The organism is Bradyrhizobium sp. USDA 4504 (genome assembly GCF_054063995.1).
Window position 1 is genome coordinate 5405364 of record NZ_JBSSGV010000001.1, and the last position, 19148, is coordinate 5424511.

18 protein-coding genes are annotated in these 19148 nt (G+C 64.3%); 3 read left to right on the top strand and 15 right to left on the bottom strand.

The genetic code is table 11. From position 1 onward, the window contains the following. Nucleotides 1-81 precede the first annotated feature (81 nt). From ACVMB1_RS25445 to ACVMB1_RS25475, 7 genes are all read right to left on the bottom strand, one after another. The gene (locus tag ACVMB1_RS25445) at nt 82-705 is read right to left on the bottom strand and encodes a flavin reductase family protein (protein ID WP_141340508.1); all 624 of its coding nucleotides are present in this window, start codon (nt 703-705) and stop codon (nt 82-84) included. A gap of 165 nt (nt 706-870) precedes the next feature. Then, nucleotides 871-1479 carry a TetR/AcrR family transcriptional regulator gene (locus ACVMB1_RS25450; RefSeq protein ID WP_141340507.1) on the bottom strand — a complete coding sequence of 203 codons (609 nt, stop codon included), beginning with the start codon at nt 1477-1479 and terminating at the stop codon, nt 871-873. Nucleotides 1480-1501: 22 nt separating this feature from the next. Continuing rightward, entirely contained in the window at nt 1502-4639 is a 3138-nt protein-coding gene (locus ACVMB1_RS25455; protein ID WP_141340506.1) for an efflux RND transporter permease subunit, read from the bottom strand. A gap of 55 nt (nt 4640-4694) precedes the next feature. After that, a complete protein-coding gene (locus ACVMB1_RS25460; protein ID WP_141340505.1) occupies nt 4695-5801 on the bottom strand; it encodes an efflux RND transporter periplasmic adaptor subunit in 1107 nt (368 codons plus the stop codon). A gap of 567 nt (nt 5802-6368) precedes the next feature. Further along, nucleotides 6369-7694: an MFS transporter gene (locus ACVMB1_RS25465; protein ID WP_141340503.1), complete on the bottom strand. Its 1326-nt coding sequence runs from the start codon at nt 7692-7694 to the stop codon at nt 6369-6371. Nucleotides 7695-7890: 196 nt separating this feature from the next. Then, complete coding sequence (locus tag ACVMB1_RS25470) at nt 7891-9054, bottom strand: winged helix-turn-helix domain-containing protein (protein WP_141340502.1); 1164 nt, start codon at nt 9052-9054, stop codon at nt 7891-7893. A 78-nt stretch (nt 9055-9132) separates the two neighbouring features. Continuing rightward, nucleotides 9133-9375: a hypothetical protein gene (locus tag ACVMB1_RS25475; protein ID WP_057017018.1), complete on the bottom strand. Its 243-nt coding sequence runs from the start codon at nt 9373-9375 to the stop codon at nt 9133-9135. A 157-nt stretch (nt 9376-9532) separates the two neighbouring features. Here ACVMB1_RS25475 and ACVMB1_RS25480 point away from each other — a divergent pair, with 157 nt between their 5' ends. Continuing rightward, nucleotides 9533-10165 carry an OmpA family protein gene (locus ACVMB1_RS25480; RefSeq protein ID WP_057016944.1) on the top strand — a complete coding sequence of 211 codons (633 nt, stop codon included), beginning with the start codon at nt 9533-9535 and terminating at the stop codon, nt 10163-10165. 60 nt (nt 10166-10225) lie between these two features. On the opposite strand, the gene ACVMB1_RS25485 is transcribed toward ACVMB1_RS25480, so the two are convergent. The 4 genes from ACVMB1_RS25485 to ACVMB1_RS25500 all read right to left on the bottom strand — a co-directional run bounded on the left by ACVMB1_RS25485 (nt 10226) and on the right by ACVMB1_RS25500 (nt 13898). Further along, nucleotides 10226-11530, bottom strand: coding sequence for a phospholipid carrier-dependent glycosyltransferase (locus tag ACVMB1_RS25485; RefSeq protein ID WP_141340501.1), 1305 nt, complete (start codon nt 11528-11530; stop codon nt 10226-10228). 289 nt (nt 11531-11819) lie between these two features. Then, nucleotides 11820-12308: a VOC family protein gene (locus ACVMB1_RS25490; protein WP_141340500.1), complete on the bottom strand. Its 489-nt coding sequence runs from the start codon at nt 12306-12308 to the stop codon at nt 11820-11822. A 29-nt stretch (nt 12309-12337) separates the two neighbouring features. Continuing rightward, on the bottom strand, nt 12338-12775 hold the full coding sequence (locus ACVMB1_RS25495; RefSeq protein WP_057016942.1) for a VOC family protein: 438 nt from the start codon (nt 12773-12775) through the stop codon (nt 12338-12340). A 106-nt stretch (nt 12776-12881) separates the two neighbouring features. Further along, nucleotides 12882-13898, bottom strand: coding sequence for an alpha/beta hydrolase (locus ACVMB1_RS25500; protein WP_141340499.1), 1017 nt, complete (start codon nt 13896-13898; stop codon nt 12882-12884). 216 nt (nt 13899-14114) lie between these two features. On the opposite strand from ACVMB1_RS25500, the gene ACVMB1_RS25505 reads away from it, so the two are divergent. After that, complete coding sequence (locus tag ACVMB1_RS25505; RefSeq protein WP_141340498.1) at nt 14115-15641, top strand: amidohydrolase family protein; 1527 nt, start codon at nt 14115-14117, stop codon at nt 15639-15641. 129 nt (nt 15642-15770) lie between these two features. Here ACVMB1_RS25505 and ACVMB1_RS25510 read toward each other — a convergent pair whose 3' ends face one another. Beyond that, nucleotides 15771-16508 (bottom strand): enoyl-CoA hydratase/isomerase family protein, encoded by a 738-nt coding sequence (locus ACVMB1_RS25510; RefSeq protein WP_141340497.1) that lies wholly within the window; start codon nt 16506-16508, stop codon nt 15771-15773. 74 nt (nt 16509-16582) lie between these two features. Beyond that, nucleotides 16583-17101 carry a cupin domain-containing protein gene (locus tag ACVMB1_RS25515; protein WP_028338582.1) on the bottom strand — a complete coding sequence of 173 codons (519 nt, stop codon included), beginning with the start codon at nt 17099-17101 and terminating at the stop codon, nt 16583-16585. 146 nt (nt 17102-17247) lie between these two features. Here ACVMB1_RS25515 and ACVMB1_RS25520 point away from each other — a divergent pair, with 146 nt between their 5' ends. Then, on the top strand, nt 17248-17451 hold the full coding sequence (locus ACVMB1_RS25520; RefSeq protein WP_057016940.1) for a CsbD family protein: 204 nt from the start codon (nt 17248-17250) through the stop codon (nt 17449-17451). 57 nt (nt 17452-17508) lie between these two features. On the opposite strand, the gene ACVMB1_RS25525 is transcribed toward ACVMB1_RS25520, so the two are convergent. Then, on the bottom strand, nt 17509-18498 hold the full coding sequence (locus tag ACVMB1_RS25525) for a D-2-hydroxyacid dehydrogenase family protein (RefSeq protein ID WP_253638810.1): 990 nt from the start codon (nt 18496-18498) through the stop codon (nt 17509-17511). Nucleotides 18499-18544: 46 nt separating this feature from the next. Beyond that, the gene (locus ACVMB1_RS25530) at nt 18545-19003 is read right to left on the bottom strand and encodes an FKBP-type peptidyl-prolyl cis-trans isomerase (RefSeq protein ID WP_246786590.1); all 459 of its coding nucleotides are present in this window, start codon (nt 19001-19003) and stop codon (nt 18545-18547) included. Between the last annotated feature and the right edge of the window lie 145 nt (nt 19004-19148).

The window sequence follows — 19148 nt, forward strand, 5'->3', positions numbered from 1 at the left end:
GCCCCTCACCCTACCCTCTAAGAGCGAGCTTCGCTCGTCTCGACCCCGTGAAGAACGGGGAGAGGGAGGATAGAGCAGCACTCAATCCGGCCGGATCATCTCGAACATGTTTTCCGGCTTGATCTCGAAGTAGTCGCCGCGGCGGCCGGCGCGGACGATCGGGTGCGCGAGGCCGGTCTGGTAGACGCCGTCCTTGATGAAGGCCTTGTCGATGTGGACGGCCACGACCTCGCCGAGCGTCAGCCAGGCCTCGGCCTTCTTGCCGTCAGCGCCCTGGAGCTGGACGATCTGGCTCACCTTGCATTCGAACGACACCGGGCTTTCGGCGACCCGCGGCACGTTGACAAGCTTGCCGGCGACCTGCGTGAGCCCCGCGAGCCTGAACTCGTCGACATCACGCGCGACATGCGCCGCGGTCGCGTTCATGTGCTTGGCGAGATCCATCGTCGCCAGATTCCAGACGAACTCGCCGGTGTCCTGGATGTTGGCGACGCTATCCTTCCAGTTGGTGGAAGAGAAGCCGATGATCGGCGGCACGTAGCAAAAGGCGTTGAAGAAGCTGTAGGGCGCGAGGTTGACGTTGCCGCCCTTGTCGCGCGAGGAGATCCAGCCGATCGGCCGCGGCGCCACGATGGCGTTGAACGGGTCGTGCTTCAGGCCGTGGCCGTTCTTCGGCTCGTAGAAATGCAGGTCTTTGGCGGTCACGATTGCGTCCTCGTCATTCCGGGATGGTCCGTAAGGACCAGACCCGGAATCTCGAGATTCCACAATGCGCGATTGCGCATTGGGGTTCGATGCTTACGCATCGCCCCGGAATGACAAAGGAGTCAACTGACGAAAATGTCAGTGCTGGCGCTCAAGGGCTGGCGCTCAATTGGCGCGGCCGCGCGGCGACAGGCCGGCGATCACGAAATCGATCATCTGGTCGATGGTCGGGCCCGGCTTGGTGGCACATTGGGCGATCATCTGCGGGTGGAAGAACCGCATCATCGCGGTGCAGGCGCACAGCGAGGCGAGCTGCAGGTCCTTGATCTCGAACTCCCCCGACGCGGCTCCTTGCGCGATCACCTCGCCGATAATGGAGGCGATACACTCCATATGCGCGACGCAGACGTCCCAGTCCTCCTGCATCGCGATCTCGACCATCTCGTGCATCTTGGAATCGCCGACATAGCGCTCGGTGTTCATGCGATTGATGGTCGTCATCATCTGGCGCAATCGTGGCGCCGCCGGCCCTTCCGAGCGCGCGATGCGCCGGGCCTCGATCTCGACCTCGCCCATCAGGCCGCGGGCCACGCCCTCGTGGATCGACTTCTTCGAATCGAAGAAGCGGTACACGTTGGCGGGGCTCATCCGCAGCTCTTTGGCGATGTCGGCGACCGTCGTCTTCTGATACCCGATCTGCCGGAACAAGCGCTCCGCCACCACGAGAATCCGCTCGCGGGTGTCGGTTTCGCTATGTTCCGAGATCAGCGTCATGTTGGGCCTGCTCAATCTTCAATTATTCGGCCGCTTCAGCAAGCGAAAATGCGCGTTGCGCATCGCCGGCATGCTGCGGCGCAGTATCGGTTTGCTCGGAGCCGCTTTCCTCGAGGGTCTTGCGGAACCAGAGGGCGTAAAGGCCCGGCAGATACAGCAAGGTCAGGAAAGTCGCAACAAACAAACCGCCCATGATGGTGATCGCCATCGGGCCCCAGAACGCCGAGCGCGACAGGGGGATCATGGCGAGGATGGCGGCCAGGGCCGTCAGCACCACCGGCCGGGCGCGCCGGACGGTGGCTTCGACGATCGCCTCGCGCCGGGTCAGGCCGGACGCCACGTCGCTCTCGATCTGGTCGACCAGGATCACGGCGTTGCGCATGATCATGCCGGCGAGCGCGATCAGGCCGAGCAGCGCCACGAAGCCGAACGGCTGGTTGGCGACGTTGAGCCCCAGCGAGGCGCCGACGATGCCGAGCGGCGCGGTCAGGAACACCAGGAACAGGCGCGAGAAGCTCTGCAGCTGGATCATCAGCAGCGTCAGCATCACCATCACCATCACGGGGAAGAGGATGAAGATCGACGCATTGCCCTTGGCGGATTCCTCGAACGCCCCGCCCGGCTCGATCCGGTAGGCCGGCTCGAGATGGGCCTGGACGTCCTTCAGCTTCGGCGAGATCTGGTTGGTGACGTCGGGCGCCTGCACGCCGTCGACGACGTCGGAGCGCACGGTGATCGCCATGTCGCGGTTGCGCCGCCACAGGATCGGCTCCTCATGCGCATATTCGATCTTGGCAATCTGCTGCAGCGGGACGGCGACGCCGTTGCGCGTGGTGATGGTGAGATCGCCGACGCGGCCGAGATCGAGCCGCTCGGACGGCACCGCGCGGGCGACCACGCCGACTTTCTCGATGCCGTCGCGGATCGTGGTGACCGGCGCGCCCGAGATCAACATAGCCAGCGCCTGCGAGACGTCCTGCGGGGTCAGGCCGAGCGCGCGCGCCCGATCCTGGTCGACGGCGAGCTTCAGGTAGGGCGATTGCTCGTTCCAGTCGAGCTGGACGTCCTTGACGTTCTTGTTCTGGCGCATGACGTCGCGCACCTGGTAGGCGATGTCGCGCACCTTGTTGGCATCGGGGCCGATCACGCGGAACTGGACCGGGAAGCCGACCGGCGGACCGAAATTGAAGCGGTCGACCCGGACCCGCGCCTCGTTCAAAGCGCCGTCGGCGGCAGCCTGCTCGATCTTGGCCTTGACGCGCTCGCGCGCCTCGACGTTCTTGGCGAGGATCACGATCTCGGCAAAGGCCTCGTTCGGCAGCTGCGGGTTGAGGCCGAGCCAGAAGCGCGGCGAGCCCTGGCCGACATAGGCGGTGTAGGTCTGGATGTCGTCATCGCCCTTCAGCAGCCCTTCGGCCTGCTTCACCGCCTTCTCGGTGACGTTGAAGGCGGTGCCCTCGGGCAGACGCAGCTGCAGGAACAGCTCGGGCCGCTCCGACAGCGGGAAGAACTGCTGCTGGACGTGGCCGAACGCAACGATGGAGGCAACGAAGACGCCGACGGTCGCCGCCACCACCTTGATGCGGTGATCGACGCACCACTGCACGACGCTGCGCAGGCCGCGATACATCCGCGTCTCGTAGATCGCGTGCGGATCGTGGTTCTGGTGCACCTTGATGTTGGGCAACAGCTTGACGCCGATATAGGGCGTGAAGATCACCGCGACGAACCAGGAGGCGACCAGCGAGATCGCCACGATCCAGAAGATGCCGCCGGCATATTCGCCGACCGCAGAATTGGCAAAGCCGATGGGGAGGAAGCCAGCGGCCGTGACCAGCGTTCCCGTGAGCATCGGAAACGCGGTGGATTCCCAGGCAAAGGACGCCGCCTTCATGCGGTCCCAGCCCTGCTCCATCTTCACGACCATCATCTCGACCGCGATAATGGCGTCGTCGACCAAAAGGCCGAGCGCAATGATCAGCGCGCCGAGCGTGATACGGTGCAGGTCGAGCGACATTGCGTTCATCACGATGAAGACGATGCCGAGCACCAGCGGCACCGACAGCGCGACCACGATGCCGGTGCGCCAGCCGAGCGCGACAAAGGAGACGAACAGCACGATCGCGAGCGCCTCGACGAAGGAGTGCACGAACTCGCCGACGGCGTGCTCGACCACCTTGGGCTGGTCGGCGATCTGCTGGACATCGACGCCCTGCGGCACCGCCTTCAGGAACTCGGCGGTCGCCTTCTGGACCTCCTTGCCGAGCTCGAGGATGTTGGCGCCCTTGGCGGTGACGACGCCGATGCCGAGCGCCGGCTTGCCTTCCTGACGCACCTTGAAGCTCGGCGGATCGACATAGCCGTGGCTTACGGTCGCGATATCGCCGAGCCGGAACACGCGGCCGTTGCTCTCGACCGGCGTCTCGGCAACCGCCTTGACGCCGTCAAGCGCGCCGGTGACGCGCAGCGGCACGCGCTGCGATGAGCTCTCGACGGTACCGGCCGGGGTGACGTTATTCTGCTTGGCGAGCGAATCGAACAGCGCCTGCGGCGTGATGCCGAGCGTCGCCAGCTTGGCATGCGAGAACTCGACGAAAATACGCTCGTCCTGGGTGCCGTACAGATCGATCTTGGTGACGCCGGGCACCTTCAGCAGGCGCTGGCGAAAGCCCTCCGCGACCTTCTTGAGCTGCGCATAATTGGCGCCGTCGCCGGTCATCATATAGAGGATCGAATCGACGTCGGAGAATTCGTCGTTGACGACGGGACCGAGGATGCCGGAGGGCAGCTCGCCCTGCACATCGACCAGCTTCTTGCGCAACAGATAGAAGAGATAGGGTACGTCCTTCGGCGAGGTCGAATCCTTGAAGGAGACCTGCATCGCCGTGAAGCCCGGCTTGGAATAGGTCTGCACCTTGTCGAAGAACGGCAGCTCCTGCAGTTTCTTCTCGATCGGATCGGCGACCTGCATCTGCATTTCCTGCGAGGTCGCGCCCGGCCACATCACCGAGACGTTCACCACCTTGACGGTGAAGAACGGATCCTCGGCGCGGCCGAGCTTCTCATAGGAGAAGAAGCCGGCGGCGGCGAGGATGATCATCAGGAACAGGACCAGCGTCGGATGGCTGACCGCCCAGGCCGAAAGGTTGAAGCGCTTCATCGAACTCTCCAAGTTCTAGACCAGTCCCAGAACCGTTTCCGCTGCTATGCGAGGGTTAGAACGACAGCGACGACACGACCCGCACCTTCTGGCTCGGATCGAGTTTCTGCACACCGAGGGCGACCACCTTGGCGCCATCGTCGACGCCGCCGGAGATCACGACGTTGTTGCTCTCATAGGCCTTCACCTTGACCGGCTTCAGCGCGATGTCGCCCTTGTCGTCGACGATGTAGAGCGAGGGATCGCCGCCCTGGCTGTACAGCGCCGACAGCGGCAACTTGGCGACGCGCTCGCTCGCCTTGTCGGCCAGCGTCAGCGTCGCGGTCATGCCGAGCGAGACCGCCTCGTCCGCGTCCGGCAGCGAGAATTTTGCGAGATAGGTGCGGGTGGCGGGATCGGCCTGCGGCGCGACCTCGCGCAGCCTGGCGGCATAGCTCTTCTTGGCGTCCGACCACAGCGTCACCGTGGCTACGCCCGACCTGGCACGAGCAAGAAGCGTCTCGGGGATCGCGACGACAGCTTCCTTCTCGCCAAGTCGGGCGACACGGATCGAAGCCTGGCCCGCGGCAACCACCTGGCCGGGCTCGATCATGGTCGCTGTGACGACACCCCGGGTGTCGGCCACCAGCGTTGCATAAGAGAGGGAATTCCTGGTCAGCTCGACCGAGCGCTCGGCACGGTTCAGCCGCGCGCGGGCCTCGTCGCCGGCGGCCTTGGCGGAATCGAGTGCCGCGTCGGTGGTCCAGCCCTTGGCCTTCAGATCCTTGGCGCGCTGCTCGGCGGCGGCGGCCTGCGCCAGCACGCCGGTGGCGGCGCGGAATTCCGCCTCCGCCTGCTCGGCCTGCAGCTTCAGGTCGACCTCGTCGAGGGTGGCCAAGGGCTGGTCGACGTCGACTGTCTGTCCGACCTCGACCAGCCGCTTGGCCACCTTGCCGGCGACCCGAAAGCCCATATCGGCTTCGATACGGGGCTTGATGGTGCCGACAAAGCTGCGCTCAGGGGTTTCAGCTTCATAATGGACGGTCGCCACCAGAACGGGGCGCCCCGGATCGGCGTTTTCAGCCGCCTTTTCATTGCAGCCGGTCAGCGCGAACACCGCGAAAGCCAATGATGCTCCCGTCAAGAGCCTGTAATAGCTCGAGAAAACGGAACGAACGAACATCTGAAATCTCCTTCAGGCTGACGACTGATGAAGAGTATCGATTTATCACTGATAAATGTCAATATTCGTCAGTGATAACCTATTCGTGAGGTTGGCCGTGATCAGGCTCCTCCGCCCGATACCTCGACTTTCGCTTCCGTCCTTTACGGTCCCGGAAGCACCGGCGTGCGAGGTTGCGGCGATGTCATGGATCTTTGCCCTTGGTTACGCCGGCTTCTTGGTCTGGTCGGTAGGCAGAGCGCGCGAACGCGCGGCTGAACATGCTGCGACTGGAATGCTGCGTTCGCCCCTCTATTGGTCTGGCGTAGGGCTCATCGGCGTTTTGGTCGCGCTGACGTTCGCCGAGCCGCTACGCCCTGGCACAGGGCGGCGTCCTGATGTGGGCTTGGCTTGCCGCGCTCGGCACCACGCTGGTCGCGATCTTCTTCGTGCGCCGCGCGCTGAAGTGGCGCTATCCGATCTAGCTAGCCCGGTCGCAGGATGGGTAGAGCGCAGCGAGACTCATCATCTCGCCGCGGTTGCCCAATGCTCTACCCATCGCAACCCGTCACGGCGCACGCGTCATCGCTACTTCGCGCCGGCGAACTCGGTCTTGGTCTCGTGGCTGCCGAGGAAAACCAGCAGGCCCGCGGCGAGCGGCAACAGCGACAACACCAACAGGCCGGTCGACGTGCTGCCGGTGGCTTCCTTGACCCAGCCGATCAGATAGGGCCCGCCGAAACCGGCGAGGTTGCCGATCGAGTTGATCAGCGCGATCGCGCCGGCGGCAGCGGTGCCGGAGAGCCAGGCGGTCGGCAGCGTCCAGAACACCGCGAAGGTGCAGAACACGCCGATCGCGGCGACCGTCAGCACCACCATCGTCATGACCGGATCGGTGATGTAGCTGGAGACCGCGAGCGCCAGCGCGGTCAGCAGCAGCGGCGCGCCGACATGGAACACGCGCTCGCGGGTGGCATCGGAACGGCGCGCCCACAGGATCATCGCGACGGTGCCGAATGCGTACGGGATCGCGGTGACGAAGCCGGTCTGCGCGTTGGTCAGACCGAACGCCTTGACGATCTGCGGCAGCCAGAACTGCATGCCGTAGAGCGAGGCGACGAAACCGAAATAGATCGCGCTGAGCGCCAGCACCTTGGGCGAGGACAGCGCCTCGCCCAAGGTGAAATGCTTCGCCGCCTGCTTGGCCGCGACCTCGGCGTCGAGCTTTGCCTTGAGCCACGCCTTCTGCTCGGCCGAGAGCCACTCGGCCTTCTCCGGCCGGTCGGTCAGATAGAACCAGGTGACGATGCCGAGCAGCACCGAGGGAATGCCCTCGATGACGAACAGCCACTGCCAGCCCTTCAAGCCCATCACGCCGTCGAGGCCGAGCAACAGGCCGGAGATCGGCGCGCCGATCACGGTCGAAATCGGCACCGCGAGCGCGAAGGCGGCGAGGAAGCGCGCACGATACTCGGCCGGATACCAGTAGGTCAGATAGAGGATGATGCCGGGGAAGAAGCCGGCCTCGGCGACGCCGAGGAAGAAGCGCAGCGCGTAGAAGCTGTGCTCGTCATAGACCGCCGCCATCAACGCCGAGAGGACGCCCCAGCTCACCATGATGCGGGCGATCCACTTGCTGGCGCCGAACCGCTCCAGCGCCAGATTGCTCGGCACCTCGAAGATGAAATAGCCGATGAAGAAGATGCCGGCGCCGAACGAGAACACCACCGGCGAGAACTTCAACTCGCTGTTCATGGTGAGCGCAGCGAAACCGAGATTGACGCGGTCGAGATAGGAGAAGAAGTAGGCCAGGATCAGGAACGGGATCAGCCGCCAGGAGATCGCGCGGATCGTCGACGTCTCGATCTCGCTGCGGGCGCCGCGATCGGGCGCGATGGTAGCTGTCTGGCTCATGAGCTTTCCCCGGGTGTTGCTTACCGTGAGGATTATTGGCTGGCCCCACATTGAGCAATGGCAAAAACTCATAGCTCACAGCGCAAACGGGAAACCTGTGCGTTTTGTGCACGGCGTCATTGCGAGCGAAGCGAAGCAATCCACTTATCCGCTTGTGGCGCGATTGCTTCGCTGCGCTCGCAATGACGGAGCCACCCTATTCAGCCAGCTGGAAGCGCTCGAAGCGGTCGAGCTCTTCCTCGATGCGCCGCTTCAGCTCCTTGCGTGCCGCCTGCTTCTTGCCGTTGCCGACCCAGCTCCATTTCTGCATCAGGAGCTTCTTGTTCTGCCGGTCGGTCTTGAGGTCGAGGGCGGCGACGACGTCGTCGCCGACCAGCACCGGCAGCGCGAAATAGCCGAACAGGCGCTTCTCCTTCGGCACATAGGCCTCGAAACGGTGGCCATAGCCGAAGAACAGCTCGGTGCGCTTGCGCTGGATGATCAGCGGATCGAACGGCGAGAGGATGTGGACCAGGGTGGGATCACCCTCGCCGGTCGCGTCCAGCACCTCGGGCCGCGCCCAATGCTCCTGCTTGCCGGCGCCATCGAGCGCGATCCGCACCAGCTCCTTGCGGCGCACCCTCGCCTCGATCAGGCTGCGCACCGCCTTCTTGCTCGGCGCGTCGAGATGGCAGATCGAATCCAGGCTGACGATGCCCTGTGAGCGCAGCGCGCGGTCGAGCAGATAGGCCGTCCGGGCCGAGGCCGGGGCCGGCTTCGGCGGCTTGTCCCAGCCGAAGTGCCGGGTCATCAACTCATAGGTCTTCAGCATGCCGGCGCGCTCGCTGATCGTGACCACGCCGCCGTAGAAGGCGAGCTGCAGCGCGCGCTTGGAGGGCTTGCGGCTCTGCCAGAGATGCTCCTTCTCGGTCAGCACGTCGTCATCGATGTCGCGGATCGTCAGCGGACCGGCACGAAGCAGCCGCAGCACCTTGCGCGTATCCGCCGGGGTCACCGACGAGAACCATTTGTGGCCCTCGCGCTTGTGCGCCTTCATCGCCGGCAGGAAGAAGCCGATGTCCTTGGACGGAATGTAGGACAGCGCGTGCGTCCAGTACTCGAACACGCTCTTGTCCCGGCTCTGCGCCTGCTTGAGGTCGGCGCGGCGGTAGTCCGGAATGCGGCTGAACAGGATGTGGTGATGGCAGCGCTCGATCACGTTGATGGTGTCGATCTGCACATAGCCGAGATGATCGACGGCGGCCGCCACCGCTGACGCCCCCTCGCCGAACGGCACCTGGGTATCGAGCCGCTGCGCGCGCAGCCAGATATGGCGGGCCACAGCATTGTTCAACGAAAGGGGTTCGGCGGCGCGGGACATTGCCCCAGCAATGTAGTGAGATTCGCGCAGCTGTGGAGAGCCGCGCGGCGGAAATCAGCTCCGCATCATTCGGAACGGCTACGTCGATCCGACGACCCGCCGCAACCACGGAACGTCCCCGATCGCCGCCGCGAGCGCGGCGCTTTCTCCATGGAAGATGCGGGACGAATGACCGCCGACCGGAAACCAGCCACGGCCATCTTCGACGTCCCGCCGATATTCCTCGAAGCCGATGCTGCCGTCCGGGCGAAGGAAGATATCGACGCAGCGCGAGGCAGCTTCGTCATTGATCGAGCGGAGGACACGATTGACGTTGGCCATGATGTCCTCGCTTCCCGTCTGCCTGCCTGGCGCAAGGCGGGGCGGCACACCCAACCGTGACCCAGATCACATTCCGGGCTTTGAACCGGTCCTATTCTTCCAGCATCAAAACGACAGCAAGCCGGATTGGCTAGCCCGACATTTGAGGACGAAAACCATGACCCGCTCTTTTTCCTTGTCTTTTCTGACGATCGGCGCCGCGCTGTCGATGACGGCGGGCGTCGCACTGGCCGGCAGCGAGGCCGTTCCTGCCGCACAGATTCTCAATGCGCTGAAGCCGAAGTCGGCCACCCGCGGCCTTTCCGCCGGCACGCAGGTCGACCTCGCGGCTTCCGCCAAGGAGGCAAGCTTCCTCAACACCGTCCGCAACCGGCAGACCCGTTCGTTGTCGCGCGTTGAACGCCAGGAGATCGCCGACATCGCGGCGAACAAGCCGAAGATCGATCTGGAGATCCACTTCGACTACAACTCGGCCGACATCAGCAAGGGCTCGACCCAGGCGGTGCAGGAGCTCGGCAAGGCACTGTCCGATGCCAGCATGAAGGGCTCGACCTTCGTCGTCGCCGGCCACACCGACGCGATCGGCGGCGAGGCCTATAACCAGGACCTGTCGGAGCGCCGCGCCGACACCATCAAGAAATTTCTGGTCGAACATTACGGCCTGAACGGCTCGGATCTCGTGACGGTCGGCTACGGAAAGACCCGGCCGAAGGACCCGAGCGCGCCGATGGACCCGACCAATCGACGCGTGCAGGTCGTCAACATGGATACCAAGACCGCCTCGCAGTAATCTCCCGCAGCCCCGATCCGCCTGCCATGCCCGGCAGGCGGATCACTACTTCAAAGACCGTCATATCCAGCCCTGAAACAGCATCAGGCGGTTGAACGTCGCCATCGACGTCTCGATGACAGCGGCCGTGACCGGCAGCATCGCAACAAACCCTACGCATCCAACCGCAACGAACGCCCACAGCAGCCAGCGCGGCGCACCCTTGCGCGTCAAGGCGTAGACCAGCACGAAACTCGCGGTGGTCGCCGCGGGGAGATAGTAATAGATGAAACCGAGCGTGCGCGGCAGCAGCGCCCAGGCGAGATACGGGCCGAGGTAGAACGCCAGCACGAGAAATGCATCACGGCCGCGCCCGACGATCCAGTCGCGCAGCGCAATGATCAGCGCGATCAATGCCGGCCACAGCACCACCGGGTTGCCGAGAAGCACGATCGCGGCGAACCTGTCATCGCCGACCTTCTCGAACAGGTACCAGACCGGGCGCACCAGGAACGGCCAGGACGGCCATGAGCTCATATAGGTGTGGCCCGCGATGGCGGCCGTGGTGTTGTCGGCAAAGATGCGACGCTGCGCCTCCATGATATCCGTGAACGAGAGGCCGTAGAGCGGCACGAAGGTCGCGAGATAGACGGCCGCCGGGATCAGCACGAAGCAGACCATGAAGTGCGGAACACGAAAATCCGGCCACAGCTCCGGCCGGTACCAATCCTCCGCATTGGCGTCGGCAAAGCGCGTGCGCCAGCCCTGCATCAAGCGGATCGCAGCGACGATCGCGATGCAGGTCGCGAGCACGAACAGCCCGCTCCATTTGCAGGCACTGGCAAGCCCCGCGAACAGCCCCGCCAGCGCAAGGGCGAATTGCGGCTGCTGTTGCCTGAAGCCGTGGACGAACGCCGCGATCGCGAACAGGCCGAAAGCGAGCGCGAAAATATCCAGCATCGCGATCCGCGACTGCACGAACAGCATCTGGTTGAAGAAGGCGAGCAGCGCGGCAGCGATCGCGCGTTGCTGCGACGCGAACAGCGCAAGCCCGCCGAGATAGACGCCGACCAGCGCCAGCGCACCGAACAGCGCCGCGGGATAGCGCCATCCCAGCGGCCCATCGCCGAATGCCTTGATCGAGAGGGCGATGATCTCCTTGGCAAGCGGCGGATGCATCGGATTGAGGATCGGGCCCTCGCGCACCGGCAGCAGCATCTGCCGCGCCGCCGGCACGTAATGCACCTCGTCGAAATAGAGCTTGTCCGGCGCCGTGATCCCGAGCAGCAGCACGACATGGGCGACGATGAAGACGATTGCTGCGACGATCGCCGTGCGCGCGGCGGGACGTCGCGGAACAGAAGGAGATTTGGATACGGTGTTCAAAGGGCAAGCATGGTGCGAGGGGAACACAGCTTGTGACAAATATACGATATCAGCTGCATCCGCGATCCGTCGCCACGGTCATGTGACGGAACCATCGATGCCCATACTGTCATGCCCCGCTTCATGCGGGCATCGAGTACGCCGCGGCCTGTCGGCCGAGCACCGAAATCTCTGGAATGCTGGATCGCCCGGTCCCGTCTACGCCAAGGCTTCGACGAGGCCACGAATCCCTGGCTCGCCGAAGCTTTAGCGAAGGCGGCGAGCCGGGCGGTGCCAGCGAAGCCCTGCCTTACGCCGCCGCGTCGCCCTCATAGGCCTGGCGCAGACCTTCGATATCGAGCTTGATCATCCCGAGCACGGCCTGCATCACGCGCGCAGCGCCGCCGGCGTCGGACCCGCCGAGATATTGGCGGACCGCCGCCGGCACGATCTGCCATGCGACGCCATAGCGATCGCGCAGCCAGCCACACTGCTCGGCGGTGCCGCCGGCCGCGAGCAACGCGTCCCACAGGCGATCGACCTCGGCCTGGTCGACACAGTCGATCGCGAACGAGACCGCGTGGGTATGCTCCATCCTCATCCCGCCGTTCAGCGCCATGAAGCGCTGACCGGCGAGCGTGAATTCGACCAGCAGCACCGTGCCGGCCTTTCCGCCGGGGCTGTCGATGACATTCTTCTGGACGGTCTCGATCCGCGAACCGGGCAGCAGCGAGACGTAGAAGTTCGCGGCCTCCTCGGCCTCGCCGTTGAACCACAGGCAGGGAGATACCTTCGACATGCTGAGCTCCTCGTGATGGCGGGATGCGATCAGGCGGTCGCCGCGGCGGACTGCGCCTTCATCGCCGCCTCGACGTCCATCCACATCACTTCCCAGATGTGACCATCGGGATCCTCGAAGCTGCGGCCGTACATGAAGCCGTAATCCTGCTGCGGCGACGGATCGGCGCTGCCGCCCGCGCCCGTTGCCTTGGCGACGTAGCCGTCGACCGCGTCGCGGCTGTCGGCGGACAGGCAGATCAGCACTTCGCTCGTGGTTTTGGTGTCGGCAATTTTCTTCGGGGTGAATTCGCGGAACTTGTCGTGCGTCAGCAGCATGACGTGAATCGTGTCGGAGATCACCATGCAGGAGGCGGTGTGGTCGGAAAATTGCGCGTTCTTGGTCGCGCCGATCGCCTCATAGAAGGCGGTCGCGTGGGCGAGATTGCTGACCGGCAGGTTGACGAAGATCATTGTCGGCTTGGCCATGAAAGGCGCTCCTTTTCGCGGGGTTGTGCCCCGAGGACGAACCGCCTCGCCGCGTCCCGACATCACCGCGCCGATTTTTCTTGCGGCGTCCTGCCGCAGGGTGACGTCAGGTCACAATCGGTGTCGGCATGGTCAGGAATGCCCGCGTCACATGCCAGAACAGCTCCCGATTGGTGGCAAGCGCCACCGAATGGGCGGTGCCGGGCAGGATGATGAACTGCCGATCGCCGTTCGGCAGCTTGTTGAAGAACTCCTCGAGGTCCGGAACCGCGGCGATGCCGTCATATTCGCCGCGAACCAGCAGCACCGGCGCCAGCACCCTCTCCGGATGCACCACCGGCAAATTGGCGGTCATGTCGAGATAGGTGCCGGTCGGGATCTGGTCGCCGAACTGCATCTCGACATCGGCCAGCAGCTCGACCACGGCGGGGTCCGACGTGCCGGGCCTGTCGCGGGTCGCGATCGAGCGGATCATGTCGCGGTCGCGCTTGCGCATGTTGTGGCTGCGGTAATAGGCGAGTTGCTCGGCGCGCTTTGCCAGCGTCGGCGAGCCCTCCCCCTTGTAGGTGAAGGCCGCGAACACCAGCCGGTCGATGCGCTCGGGTGCGGCCATCGCGAATGCGCCGGCCCGCAGCGCGCCCGAGGATTCGCCGACGAAGTGATATCGCTCCTGCCCGGTCTCGCGCGCGATCACCTCGACCGCGGCCTTCAGATCCTCGACGCCGCTCGCGATGTCCGCATTGCCCGACGTGCGGCCGGACTTGCCGTAGTTCTCGTGGTCCATGGTCCAGCAATCGAAGCCGTAGCGGGCAAATGTGTTCAGCAGCGAATACTCGCCCTTGCCCGGCACCGTGAGGTCGAACACCCGCGATGTCACCGACGAGCCGTGGACGAAGAACACCACGGGCCGCGCCGGCTCGCCCGGCTTCGGCGCGCCGATCCGCTTGCGGAACATCCACAAGGGGATGTCATCCTTCTTCGCCCAGTATTCGTTGCTCCATATTTCTCCTTCGGCAGGAACCGCGGTGGCGGCCCGTGCCGACGCTGCGCCGAACACGCCGGCGGCCGTTGCAATGCCGATGCCTTTGATCATGCTGCGCCGCGAATGGTCAGATGACATCATGGTTCGCTCCCTTCCGGATTTCTTCGTCCGATACGGCGCGATCGAGCATAGCAGCGGGCATGTCCGGTTGCGCGACGGGCGCATCTCGCCTCCGCCAATCCGATGCACGATTTTGTGAATGCGTTTTCCGGCAAACGGCGCGGACGACGGGCGGACTTGGTCCTAGTCTCCGCGGCGATCCGACCGGAAAAATCCGGCGAGAAGTGGGAGCGAAGAATGAGCAGCAATCTCACCGACGATGAACTTGCCGCCTTGATGCCCTCCGAACTGTGCCAGCACCAGACGCCGATCCCGACCCAGATCGTCTCCAGCGACGAATTCTATCCCGATCCGCAGAACGAACGTCAGCGCGAGGTCGAGGCGCGGCTGCTCGCGATGGCCGACGATCTCGGCGGCAAGCAGGGCCTCGACCGCCGCAGATTCTTCCAGACCGCGGCCGGCATGGCCGCCTGCTTCGTCGCGATGAACCAGGTCTATGGGGAGCTGTTCGCCGTGACGCCGGCGGAGGCCGCGACACCCGCAATGGCGCAGGAGCGCGCCAACTCCCTCAAAGACCAGTTCATCATGGACATGCACACGCATTTCCTGCGCGACGACACCCGCATCATGGGTTTTGTGGAAATGCGCAAGGCGGTCGGCAAGGCCGGCTGGAACAAGGAGCTCAACGATCACGAGCAGACCATCGAGGATCTCAAGTTCGACAACTACAAGAAGGAGATGTTTCTCGATTCCGACACCAAGATCGCGCTGATCTCCTCGGCGCCGTCGGATATCGAGCAGGACTGGTTCCTGACCAACGAGCAGATGGCCGACGCGCGCAAGAAAATGAACGACGAGGCCGGCTCGCGGCGCGTGTTCTGCCACGCCATCTTCACGCCCGGGCAGCCCGGCTGGCTCGACAAGCTCGACGCCGCATTGGCGCTGAAGCCGGAATCCTGCAAGGGCTACACGATCGGCGACAACACCCACAAGGAGATCAGCCGCTACCCCTGGCGGCTGGACGACGAGAAGGTCGCCTACAAGGGTTATGAGAAGATGGTGAAGGCGGGCATCAAGAACGTCTGCGTCCACAAGGGACTGTTTCCGCCCGGGATAGAGAAGCAGTATCCGAATCTGCGCGGCTTCGCCGACGTTGCCGATGTCGGAAAGGCCGCCAAGGACTGGCCGCAGCTCAACTTCATCATCTACCACTCGGCCTATCGCCATGTCGGCGGCGATCCGAAGGTCGCGCTCGCCGAGTTCGAGCGCACCGGCCGCATCGCCTGGACCTCGGATCTCGCCGACATCCCGGCGCAGTACGGCGTCAACAATGTCTATGGCGACGTCGGACAATTGTTCGCGACCACGCTGGTCGCCGAGCCCAATGTCTGCGCCGCGCTGATGGGTACCTTGATCAAGGGGCTCGGCGCCGACCACGTCTGCTGGGGTACCGATGCGCTGTGGACCGGCGCGCCGCAATGGCAAATCGAGGGCCTGCGGCGGCTGGAGATCCCCGAGATGATGCAGAAGAAGTTCGGCTATGCACCGCTCGGCCCCGCCGACGGGCCGGTGAAGACGGCGATCTTCGGCGACAACAACGCCCGGCTCTACAACATCCAGCCGAAGCGCGCGATGCTCGACCTCAAGGGCGATCGCTTTGCGATGATGAAGGCGCAGTATGAGAAGGCTGGCGTAGAGCCGTCGAACACGCGTTACGGCTATGTGGTGCCGAACGGTGTGATCGATCACCGGGTGTTTGCGTAGGGGTTAGGCCCCGTCATTGCGAGCGCAGCGAAGCAATCCATATCTCTGCTCGGGGACAGATGGATTGCTTCGTCACAGCGCAAAATTGCTTGCAATTTTGTCGCGAGCCCCTCGCAATGACGGAAAAGGTCATCGCCCCGTAAATCTCGGCTTGCGCTTCTCGCTGAACGCCCTGGCGCCTTCCTTGAGGTCGTCGCTGTCCTTGATGGCGTCGAGCTGCCGGCGCACCTCGGCGACCGTCTCCAGCGGCCCCTTCGGCATCGCGTCACGGGCGAGCTTCTTGAGCGCCTGCACCACCAGCGGCGCGTTGCCCGCGATCTTGGCCGCCAGCTCCAGCGCCGCCGCAAGGTGCTGCCCCGGTGGCGTGATGCGGTTAACGAAGCCGATCTGGTAGGCCCGCTCGGCCGACAGCTCCTCGCCGACAAGCAGGAACTCCATCGCGATCTTGTGCGGCATGCGGGCCAGCACCGAGGAGACACCGCCGCCGGTGGTGCCGATCTTGGCTTCCGGATAGACGAACCGCGTCGTCTCCGAGGCGACGCAGATGTCGGCCATCTGCACCAGAACGAAGCCGCCGCCCACCACCCAGCCCGACGTCGCCGCGATCACTGGCTTGTCGAGCTCGACACCGAGCCCGGGCACCGCCTGCCACATATTGGCGGGGAAATCCCGGACGTCGGCGCCGACACAGAAGTACTTCTCCTCGGCCGAAGCCAGCACCGCGACGCGGTCATCGCTGTCGCGAAAGCGCCGCCAGGCTTGCTGCAACTCGTCGCACAGCGCATTGTTGAGCGCGTTGTGCGAGGAGACGCGGTCCATCGTGATGGTCGCGACGTGGTCGGCGCTCTCGTAACGCACGAGCGTCATGCTGGCCTCCTCCCCCGGACTGTCATTCCGGGGCACGCGAAGCGTGAACCGGAATCTCGACGCAAATGTCGCGGCTATTTCTTCTCGTCGGGATGGCGGTGCACCGGGTCGACCCACAGCACGGTCTCCGGCTTCTCGATCGGCTCGATATCGAGGTTGATCGCAACCGCCTCGCCGTCGGAGCGCACCAGCACGCATTCCAGCACCTCGTCGCGGCTGGCATTGATCTCCTGATGCGGCACGTAGGGCGGCACGAAGATGAAATCGCCGGGGCCGGCCTCGGCGGTGAACTGCAGCTTCTCGCCCCAGCGCATCCGCGCCTTGCCCTTCACGACATAGATGATGCTTTCGAGATGGCCGTGATGATGCGCGCCGGTCTTGGCATCCGGCTTGATGCTGACGGTGCCTGCCCACAATTTCTGCGCCCCGACCCGGGCAAAATTGATCGCGGCCTTGCGGTCCATGCCGGCGGTCGACGGCACGTTCGGATCGAGCTGGTTGCCGGGAATCACGCGGACGCCGTCGTGCTTCCAGCGCTCGTCGTCGTGATGGTGATGGTCGTGGGAATGGGTGTGATCGTGGGAACCGCTCATCATTCTTGCTTTCGTTGGCCTGATTTCGTGCGTGGAACGCTAGCGAAAAGCAGCCGCGCAGGCGAGCGGAAAATCGGAACCTCGCCGAATCGGAACATCGCCATGTTCCGGCACGTTACCTCAGCGTATTCCGAAGGAGTAATTTCATGGGTAGCGCGACCGATAGGATCAAGGGCACGGCCAACGAGGCGATCGGCAGGTTCAAGCGGCGTCTTGGCAAGGTCACCGGCTCTCCGGCGATGCAGGGCCGAGGCGCGATCCTGGAAGCCAAGGGCAAGGGACAGAAGGCACTCGGCGGCATCAAGAGGATTGTCGGCAGGGTGACCTCAGCGGCTCACTGGCCTCGCTGAACGAGAGATGACACGGCCGCCCCATCAAGCCGGCCGATCGAGCATGAACGACGCTGCTCAGCCGCGCGGGCGCGGATGCGCCAGCACATCCGGGTTCACGACATTGGTCGGCGTGCCGGCCGCGTAGGCCAATATCTGGTCGAAGATGTCGGTGAACTGGATTTCGTACTCGTCGCGCGAGACGTAGCCGAGATGCGGCGTGCAGACCACATTGTCCATGTTGAGCAGCGGGTCCGCCGTGTCGCGCAGCGGCTCCTTCTCGTAGACGTCGATCGCGGCCATGCCTGGCCGGCCGGCACGCAACGCATTGACCAGCGCGCCGGGCTCGATCAGCGGCGCGCGGCTGGTGTTGACGATCAGCGCGGTCTGCTTCATCCGCGCGAGGTCTTCCGCCTTGACGATGCCGCGCGTCGCGTCGACCAGCCGCATATGCAGCGACAGCACGTCGCAGCGGGCGAAGAAATCCGCCTTGCTGGCTGATGTCTCATAGCCGTCGGCACGCGCCTTCGCCATCGCCGGCTCGCGCGCCCAGACCAGCACGTTCATGCCGAACGCCTTGCCATAGCCCGCGACCACGGCGCCGATGCGGCCGTAGCCATAGATGCCGAGCGTCTTGCCGCGCAGCGTATGACCGACGCCGATCTGCCACTTGCCGGACTTGAGTGCCGCCATCTGTTGCGGGATCGCGCGCATCGCCGCGAGGATCATGCCCCAGGTGAACTCGGCAGTGGCGTAGGACGGCGTATCGGCATGCTGGCTCGACGACACGATGATGCCGAGCCGCGTGCAGGTGTCGATGTCGATATGCGGATAGACGCTGCGCTGGCTGATCAGCTTCAGCTTCGGCAGACGTTCGAGCAGCGGGGTGCGGATCTGGGTGCGCTCGCGGATCAGGACCAGCGCGTCGGTATCGCGCAGCCGTTCGGCGAGCGCATCGACGTCCTGGACATGATCGTTCCAGATCTTGACGTCATACCCGTCGAGCTTGCGGTAGCAATCGAGGGTGCGCAGCGTGTCGAAATAATCGTCGAGGATCGAAATCTTCATCGCTGCGCCCCTGTTGCTGTGGGCCGGTTACTTGACGCCCATCGGCTTATTTGACGCCAAGCAGTTCGACGTCGAACAACAGCGTGGCGTTCGGCGGGATCACGCCGCCGGCGCCGCGCGCGCCGTAGCCGAGGTTCGGCGGGATGATCAGGGTGCGCTTGCCGCCGACCTTCATGGTGGCGACGCCCTCGTCCCAGCCCTTGATCACGTGACCCTGGCCGATCGGAAACTCGAACGGCTCGTTGCGATCGACGGAGGAGTCGAATTTCTTGCCCTTCTGGCCGTTCTCGTAGAGCCAGCCGGTATAGTGCATGACGCAGGTCTGGCCGGTCTTCGGCGAGGCGCCGGTGCCGACCTTGCTGTCGATGATCTGGAGGCCTGAAGCTGTGGTCATGGGCTTTCCTGCAGTTTGGGCCGTTGCCGACCCGCTGACAACGGACGTGGAGACTGCCGCCGCGAGGCCGGCGAATGCAGTCTTGATGATCGTGCGTCGGGAAGATCGCATCTTGCACCTCTCGTGAAGGACGGCCGTCTCTAGCCCAGTGCGGGTCGAATCCCTAGCCATTTTTCAGTGACCGGCCATGCCGCCGTCGCGGTCCAGCGCAAAATCGCCGATCAATGGCGACGACGCGCCCGCGATGAGATCACCG